The organism is Mesorhizobium sp. M2A.F.Ca.ET.039.01.1.1, assembly GCF_003998035.1.
Lineage (GTDB): Bacteria > Pseudomonadota > Alphaproteobacteria > Rhizobiales > Rhizobiaceae > Mesorhizobium.
Genome location: NZ_RZRY01000287.1, coordinates 1 through 7684, shown reverse-complemented (window position 1 = coordinate 7684; position 7684 = coordinate 1). Strand labels below are relative to the sequence as shown.

General features: G+C 57.0%; 6 protein-coding genes. 3 read left to right on the top strand and 3 right to left on the bottom strand.

Annotated features, from left to right (window positions below; genetic code table 11):
• Both EOA24_RS41720 and EOA24_RS20950 read left to right on the top strand, forming a co-directional pair.
• Window positions 1-897: hypothetical protein (locus tag EOA24_RS41720; protein WP_189354081.1), on the top strand; the 897-nt coding region annotated here is incomplete at its 5' end.
• On the top strand, window positions 884-2194 hold the full coding sequence (locus EOA24_RS20950; RefSeq protein WP_189354076.1) for a hypothetical protein: 1311 nt from the start codon (window positions 884-886) through the stop codon (window positions 2192-2194). The genes EOA24_RS41720 and EOA24_RS20950, both read left to right, overlap by 14 nt.
• On the opposite strand, the gene EOA24_RS20945 is transcribed toward EOA24_RS20950, so the two are convergent.
• Genes EOA24_RS20945 through EOA24_RS20935 form a run of 3 tightly spaced genes read right to left on the bottom strand, consistent with a single transcriptional unit; the run spans window position 2137 to window position 6822 of the window.
• Complete coding sequence (locus EOA24_RS20945; RefSeq protein WP_127410029.1) at window positions 2137-4995, bottom strand: hypothetical protein; 2859 nt, start codon at window positions 4993-4995, stop codon at window positions 2137-2139. The two genes, EOA24_RS20950 and EOA24_RS20945, sit on opposite strands and share 58 nt — an antisense overlap.
• On the bottom strand, window positions 4883-5887 hold the full coding sequence (locus tag EOA24_RS20940) for a hypothetical protein (RefSeq protein ID WP_127410028.1): 1005 nt from the start codon (window positions 5885-5887) through the stop codon (window positions 4883-4885). Before EOA24_RS20940 ends, EOA24_RS20945 begins: the two co-directional genes overlap by 113 nt.
• Window positions 5884-6822 (bottom strand): hypothetical protein, encoded by a 939-nt coding sequence (locus EOA24_RS20935; RefSeq protein ID WP_127410027.1) that lies wholly within the window; start codon window positions 6820-6822, stop codon window positions 5884-5886. Before EOA24_RS20935 ends, EOA24_RS20940 begins: the two co-directional genes overlap by 4 nt.
• 262 nt (window positions 6823-7084) lie before the next feature.
• On the opposite strand from EOA24_RS20935, the gene EOA24_RS20930 reads away from it, so the two are divergent.
• Window positions 7085-7684 (top strand): N-acetylneuraminate synthase family protein (locus tag EOA24_RS20930; RefSeq protein WP_189354073.1); only part of this gene is annotated, 600 nt, incomplete at its 3' end.

The window sequence follows — 7684 nt, the reverse complement described above, 5'->3', positions numbered from 1 at the left end:
AACGATATCTACGCGGTCCGCAGTTACCTGCAGTCGCCCGGCCTGTTTGAGAAGATTGACGGCGCAACAGGTTTCAGCAGCAGCGCTGCAAGACAGGATCGCGATTGGATCGTTCGCTTGCCGGCCAACGCCTCGAGCGAGGAGAAGCTATCCTACTACCTTTCGATGGTTCAGGTTAAAATCTCGAGCGTCGAACAAATTGTGACCGTACGAGCGGAGGCATTCTCTCCCGAGGATGCCAGGACATTGGCGACGACTCTGGTCGCTCGCACCGATGAGTTTGTAAATAAGCTGAACGAGCGCGCAAAGCTTGATTTCGTCGCTTTCGCGGAAAGCGAAGTGAGGAAAGCCGAGGATCGCGTTAGCCAAACTCGTCTGGAGATGATGCAATGGCGCAACGCGAATCTCCAGGTCGATCCCGAGAAGGCGGTTCAGTCGCAGCTTGCCATTATTACAGGCTTAAAGACCGAATTGGCGAACACGAGAGCGGACATCTCTCAGATGGAGGGCATGACGACGGATGTTCAGGCTCGCATGCACCAGATGCGTCTGCGCGAGCAGGCCCTAGCCAAACAGGTAGACGAGGAGCAAGCAAGGATTGCCGGCAAGGATTCAGCGATGGCTACGATGTTGTCTCAATTCGAGCGACTTCAGATAGAACGCGACTTAGCCGAGAAATCTTATGCGACAGCCCTCGATTCGCTTAGATCTGCGCAGCAAGAGGCGACCCAGAAGCAGAAGTATATCGTCATCACTGCGGATCCATCACTCCCCCAAGATCCGTCTTTTCCTCGTCCAATATTTCATACATCGATCATTGCTGCGGCAGGGCTTGGAATATACCTGGTTTTGATCTTCCTTTTGTCTTTGGCGCGGGACTATCGTGACAGTCGCTGACGCTGCGGCCTCCCCGTGTTCGATCCTTCTTTTGGGGGGGCCGGTCGGGCCCTTCTTCGCGAATCTCGCCCGGGTCCTGGTCCGTCGTGGGTTTGTGGTTGAGCGCTGCCTTTTCAACCCAGGCGATGGTCTGTTTGGTCTCGGCGACGCGCTGGCATTGTCACCAGAGGACGTCGGGAGACAGCTCGAAGCTCCGCCATGGCAAGCGGCAGTTGTCTTTGGCGTGGATCGTTCCAGGCACAAGGTCCTCTTTGATGCGCTACGCGCCAGAAATGTTCCGGTGCTTTGTCTGGAAGAGGGGTACATCCGGCCCGGTTTCGTAGCGTGCGAATGGAACGGTTCCCATCATCACTCTCCACTTCGGTTGAGGCCAGACGCCCAAAAAAGGGACTGTCGCGATCGCTCCGATGTCACTGAGCCGGACGAAGGACGCTGCCATGGCTTGCGTCAGTCGTTGTTCGCGATTGCGCAAGTCGTATGGCTGCTTGCCCTGATTCCCATATTGGGCGGAACCTGGCATCGCGAACGAAGGCTTGCAGGCGAAGCTCTATACTGGCCGCTCGGATGGATGCGAAGGGCTCTCCATAAGTGTTCGGACGCCCGTATTTTGAAGGAGCTGGTCGAGGCTGGCATGCCTTATCGCGTCGTGGCACTTCAAGTTCACGACGATGCGAATTTAGTAGCCAATGGGCAGGGTTGGCATGTCAAGACAATGATAAAGGAGCTTTTGGAAGCCTTCTCTCATTACGCGCCGCCGGAAGAGCATCTGCTTTTCAAGATCCATCCGCTGGATGCCGGGCATCTGGACCATCGCGCAATCGTGGCTGAAGCGATTGGCGGCCGCGTGATTGCCAAGCGAGTGCATGTCGTTTGCGACGTGCCCTTAGGCGTAGCAGTAAAGGCTTCTTGCGGCCTTATCACTGTGAATTCGACGTCCGGCTTATCTGGTCTCCATCACGGAGTTCAGACGGATGTTCTTGGGCTTGCCTTCTACGAAGGCAACGGACTGGCTCGCCACTGCAGTGATCTCGGGATGATTTGGACAACGCCTCATTCCCCCGATCCGCGTACCGTCGCAACGCTCAAAATGCGGATCTACGCGCACGCAGTCATCCCCGGCTCATTCTACGGCGCTGGAGCTATCGAGCGTCTCGCTTGGCGTGTGGCAAACCGTTTGGTGACCGGCATGCCACAACCCTCGATCATTGACACAAAAACGTCGAACCCAGACTGCATACACTATTGCAGTGAAATTGCCTTCCATAGCGATATTTCAGAGTCTTCGTCGAGCATCTGAGGGTTCTTCTGGAAATACTCCTGGCAGGTATGATAGAATTGCTCTGCTGCGGGGCCGTTATTACGCACGTCAGCAATCGCACGGCGCAAGTCGTCCGGTGTAGCAGCCTTGATAGCCACCCCCATCTCATCGAGGGGGATCGGGGGTCGTTCCTGGTGAAAGTCGGCGGCTATAACCAGCTTGCCCAGCATTGCCGCTTCAAGGCCCGTATTAGAATAGCGCGTCACGACCAGGTCGGCTGCGGCGAGTGAGGCGGCGATCGACCCATCCTTCTCGATCTCGGCGTTCGCTCCAAGTCCAGAGGTGAGAGTGGAGATGCGGACGATATCCGCGGCTCCCGAGCTGGGGTGAACGCGAATGACAAGCTGTGCGTCCGGATGAGCTTCCATGGCTTCACACAATGCGGCGATTACGGGAAGGCACCGATCCAAGACTGGAGAAGCGGTAAACAGGATGCGGTAGCCTCCTGGTTTGCGTGTCTCGGCGCGGGCTGCTTTCAGGGAAGCACTGTAACGCGGCGATCCACCGATCAATATGCGGTCCGGCGCGAGCTCGAAGAATGTGCTCATAAGCTGAGCCGAATGTGTATCGATCACGACTTGCACGTCGCAGTTGGTGGGCTTGTAGCGCCGCCTTGGTCCGATGAAGACTGTCTGCACATCGAAACTTCTCACACTGGACGGCATTCGGGCGCGGATGTCGGCGGCGAGCATGCGGGAAAGCCAATCGCGTCCTGGTAGGCAGATCAGTCGCGCGGGGGCGGCTATTCTGACAGCAGTCCTGACATGTGCTGCCGAGACAATTATCGCTGGTAGGACCCGCTCGAGCAGCCGCCGCAACTGAGGCTCGGAGAATATGATGTAGGGGCGCAGGTTCCCGTCAGCTTGCTCGAGTATTGCCGAGAGAACGTTCGAACCGTGGTTCTTGAGACTTTCAGGGATCTTATCGCCGGCGACCAATCGCGCTTGACGCTCCGGCTCTTCCCAGAGGGTAATTCTATGGGAGAAAGGAAGGACATCAGCCACCGACAGGGCTGGCTTGCCAGGCTGCGCCCTGGAAGATGTTGTATTCACAAGATGGACCGGGCCATTGTTGAGGGCGAGAGGCATTAGCGCTTTGAGATCAGCGATGTAGTTTCGATCGAATGGCCGGCCTGCGAAAAGAGTTGCACTCGAGGGCGATATCGGACGTGTATCCGAAGCCTCCCCTAGAAGGCCTAGGTCTGACATCCAACTGACAGTGTCTGACGCCGCGGATTCCGCAGGGTGGGTCGGAGCAATATCGACGTCGTCATAGTCGGCTTCGACAGGCTTCGTCATCCGGATATCGATGGCGATGTTGCGATCGATGGTTTGGGCGAGTCTCGCCAAGCACACAGCGAAAGCAATCGAATCCGTTATGACCGCGAAGCGCTTGGGACTCCGCGCAAGGATAGCTTGGTGCGCTGCCCAGACGGGAATCATCGAGGAGAACAGGACATCATCGACGCGTATCGCGGCTTCCCGGATCAGAGCCGCGAGAGGGGCGAGACGCGTATCCTGAATGATTGCTGCATACCTCTCCATGATTCCTTGAGACAGCCGGGCCGTCTCAGCCGACAACAGGTCCTCCGCTTGCGAGTAGGGACCGGCGATGGTCGCGACTAGGGATGCGCGTTCCCCGAGGCCCGGCACATCCCGCAGACTGCGAGGAGCAAATAATACGTCAACCGGAAGGGATGTCGCCATGGCTTGCGGCAGAGGGCCGTCGACTATCACGAAATCAGCGTTAAGAGGATTCCAGTCGACCGCGACTATGTGGTCCTCGTTCCATTGAAAGCATTCAGGTGTCATCGCGACGAGCGACATCATAGCCTGGATATCGAGCCGCACGTGGCGCTCGGCCACGAACCCAAGATCGCCCGCCATCACCAATATCTGAAGGATTATGAATTCGCTTCGTTGGTCCTCAGAAATGTAACAAGCATCTGCCATCGCGCGCAGCGTTTTCAGATGGCCATCGTCGAGCCTCAGACGGTCGATTATGCGATGCGCACGGACACGTCGGGCGCGAGCAAAACGGTCTGACGGATCTTGGGGAAGAAGGGAAGCCGCAACGAAGGCAAGCTTCGCCTCCCAGTCTTCAACGTCCATCAGATCGTCAATCAATTGATCGACACGGCCGACGGGAGCCACGACTATTTTGTCGTAATCGGAAGGGTCGACCGGAATCGCCGAAGGGTTGAAAAGCCTAGCAAAAGCAATGGGGAATTGGCCTTCGACGATGTCGCTCTTTACCGCGGTGCGATCGGTCCCGCTTCGTTCCACATTTTTTTGGGCCGATAACTGAACTACGTCCTCCAATTTTTGCCCTTGAATCAAGTCCGAGGGCAAAGCCGGACGGTTTGTGCTGTGCGGGATGGGATAGGACGGTGAAAACGCTGCAGCTGTGACGGGCTCGTCTTTTAGCCGATCGAGGCGCCGAGCAAAAACCCGTTCGGCTGCCTCCAGAGCGGCAGGTGAGGGCGAGTTCAGGAACAAGCTTCGTCTGTCCTGACGTTTTTGGCCCACTGCCTTCAGGGCAGCACGGTCGCGAGCAACTAAGGCATACTCGAAGATGGCCGGGCGATGAACGAGCCTGTGCAAAGGAACGTCTGCCCGTAAACTAGCGGCTCCGCCGTCTTCGACCGGTGGGCGGACAGTAAGGCGTTCAGCTCGCCTGCTTTTCTCTGAAAAAGTCAACGGGATCAATGAGATTTCCCTCACATATGTAACGAGCAGCCCATAGAACGCATACAGCAACGAGTTCTTCGCGGCTGACAAGTGGAGGATCCTCCACAGAAATGCGCTGTTCAACCGATGGATTGGAGTAAAGATTGAGCTTTGACAGAAAAAGGCTTCGGGATACCAGTGGCCGAACCCCTCTAAGGAGTGCCGCCACGGCAAGTGGATGGTTATTGGTCATCACTGCCGAAGCTCGTCCCAGAGCTGCGTCAAAACGGTCGAGAGAATCGTCCGACCAGTAACTGTTTCGACTGGCCTCAAAGGTCTCTATCAGGCCTCCCGTTTCCAAGGGCGTTAAATCGGTGACGGGGCCCTGCTCGGGAAAACGGGACGTATCGGAGGTGCAGATTACCAGGGTGGTTGAGTTTGTGGGATCCGGGAGCGCTATTCGAGATGCGACAACGGCGGCGTCGGCCCTCATTGCGGGCGTCATAAAGCCTGAGCCATTTTTCAATATGACTTCCATCTCACTCAAGCGACGGGCCGACATCCAGGATGTGGACGGTTCTAGAACGTAGCCATGGGCCAGCCGGCCCTGATGGGTCAGCCGCGGCAACGGTGCCGGCGACAAGCGCAGAATGTTGATCCCGCTGTCGCGCAACGCGACCACATGACGGCGCCGAGCGGCCGGTCCGATGATCGCGGTCGCTCCTAGACGGATGATCTCATTCACACATCCATCGGGATCGGCTCGATTGCTTGCAAAGAGCAAGTTCCATTCTGGATAGGCCTGCTCGACCCCCTGCCACAGCAACCGTTCTACGCCTAGAACGATGCCAATAGGGCGAACTCTGGTGTTGGCCGCCGAAGGGAAGGCTGTAATTGCACGTACCGCGCCCTGGAACGGTATCGGCAGCACTCCCGCACGAGCCTGATCACGTACGTAGGAGCCGATGAACTGACGCAGTTGGACTGTTTTCTTGCGGATCATGTCGGCTGAAGCATCGAGAAACCCAGCGCGATTAGATCGACGCGTACCCCGCGCGGCACGCGCATCGTAAAGTGGCGCCGAGAGTTGACGCTGAACTCTATCTCCGAGTGGACCACATCCCCTTGACGCGCAACTGTAACGACATTCAGGCCCGAAGATTGGCGTGGCAGGGTCATGATCATCACATCGCCCGTTCCGTCGGACGAGGTGGCGGATACCTGGAGGCGCAATAGGCGCCCCGTGGGGGGGACCATGTCCGTCGCATCGATATCGACCAGACTGTCGTCACCCACGAGATCCCGCGCTACATAAAGTGGGCCATTGTTTGTTCGGGTCCAAATGCAAAATGGTTGTGGCCAACCCTTGCAAATCATCGGCCTGAATCCTGTCGCGGGATCGAAGTAATAGGCGATTGGTGCGCTCCGGCGCGTATCGAATGCCGGGTCGATATTGAGTGAGTCCGCAGTGTTGATCCTCTGCGAAGATTGGTGCCGGGTCAGGATCAGTTCTGCAGGAACGTCACGCCCATTCCCCCCTTTCTCGGACTTGCCGATATACACCGGCGTGTACCAACCTGCGAGCGGAAGGCCCGAGAACCTGTGGCCCACTGGATAGACAGCGTTCAAGCCGTCGGTCTCTTGTTGGTGCTGAACTAAATCCTCCCGCGTCGGTGCATTGTCGCGACCGCCGGGACCAACTTTCATAATATCAGCGGTAACCGAGCGCTTGGTGTAGAGGAGGAATTTGCCACTGTTGTCGGTTGCCGAGCCGCGATAGGCACTGATACGGTGCGCATCTAGCCGCATCGTCTCCATTCCATTGAGCATGCGCAGGGGGAAGTTGAACGGTCCATCGGCGTCTTGGGCGGCCGCAGGCGCAGCGAAAATTGCGGCCAAAACGCTCAACGACACAATTCCGTACGCGAACAACGGCATTGAAAGGCTTTCTTTCAGTCAAACGCGGTAGGAAAACATAACCGGGTAACCTGTAATGAACAATGGTATTAACCGCGAGACGCGGGCACCACTGGCGGGAAAATATGACAATAGAGCGACGTGAATCGCGGTGGACTGTCAGTGCGGATTTGGCCTATATCACGGCGTCCCTCGGGTCCGCTAGTTGCGGCGTGCCCGGCTGCTGTCCTTCTGACTGGAGGCAAGCATCGGAGGGCGCGGCTATTGTCGAGGGGGCGTCAGCATGAAAGTTATCGCCGAGATCGGAGTCAATCACGATGGCGACGTCAATGTCGCGCTCAAAATGGTTGACGCTTGCAAGCGTCTCGGAGCCGATTACGCAAAATTTCAAATATTTGACCCTGCCAAGCTGGTGACGGCCAGGGCGCGTCGTGCCACCTATCAGACACAAACGGTCGGCGCCGGTTCGCAGTTCGACATGCTGAAGTCGTTGCAACTTAGCTTCGACGAATTCCGCACACTCAAGGCTTACTGCGACGACATTGGAATTGCATTTTTGGCTACGCCCTTCGACGAGGATAGCGCCTGTTTCCTGATCGATGACCTCGGCTGCCGGACGGTCAAAGTCGGTTCTGGCGACATGGACAACATCCCGCTCTTGCTGCTCATCGCGTCGAAGGGAGTCGAGATGATTGTCTCCACCGGAATGGCGACGGTGGATGAAATTCGCCGATCGGTTGACGCGATCGCCTATGGGCAGATCTGCTACAGAAACGGCACTGACCCCTTCGAGGGCGGTTTCCCTAGCCTTGAGATGATTACGCAATCGGGCAGGTCGTCGCAAGAAAATGGCACGCTGGCAGCTTTCCTTACACTCCTGCAT

Coding starts and splice junctions, on each gene's coding strand:
- EOA24_RS20940 (WP_127410028.1), bottom strand. CDS start 5,887: ATGATCCGCAAGAAAACAGTCCAACTGCGTCAGTTCATCGGCTCCTAC.
- EOA24_RS20935 (WP_127410027.1), bottom strand. CDS start 6,822: ATGCCGTTGTTCGCGTACGGAATTGTGTCGTTGAGCGTTTTGGCCGCA.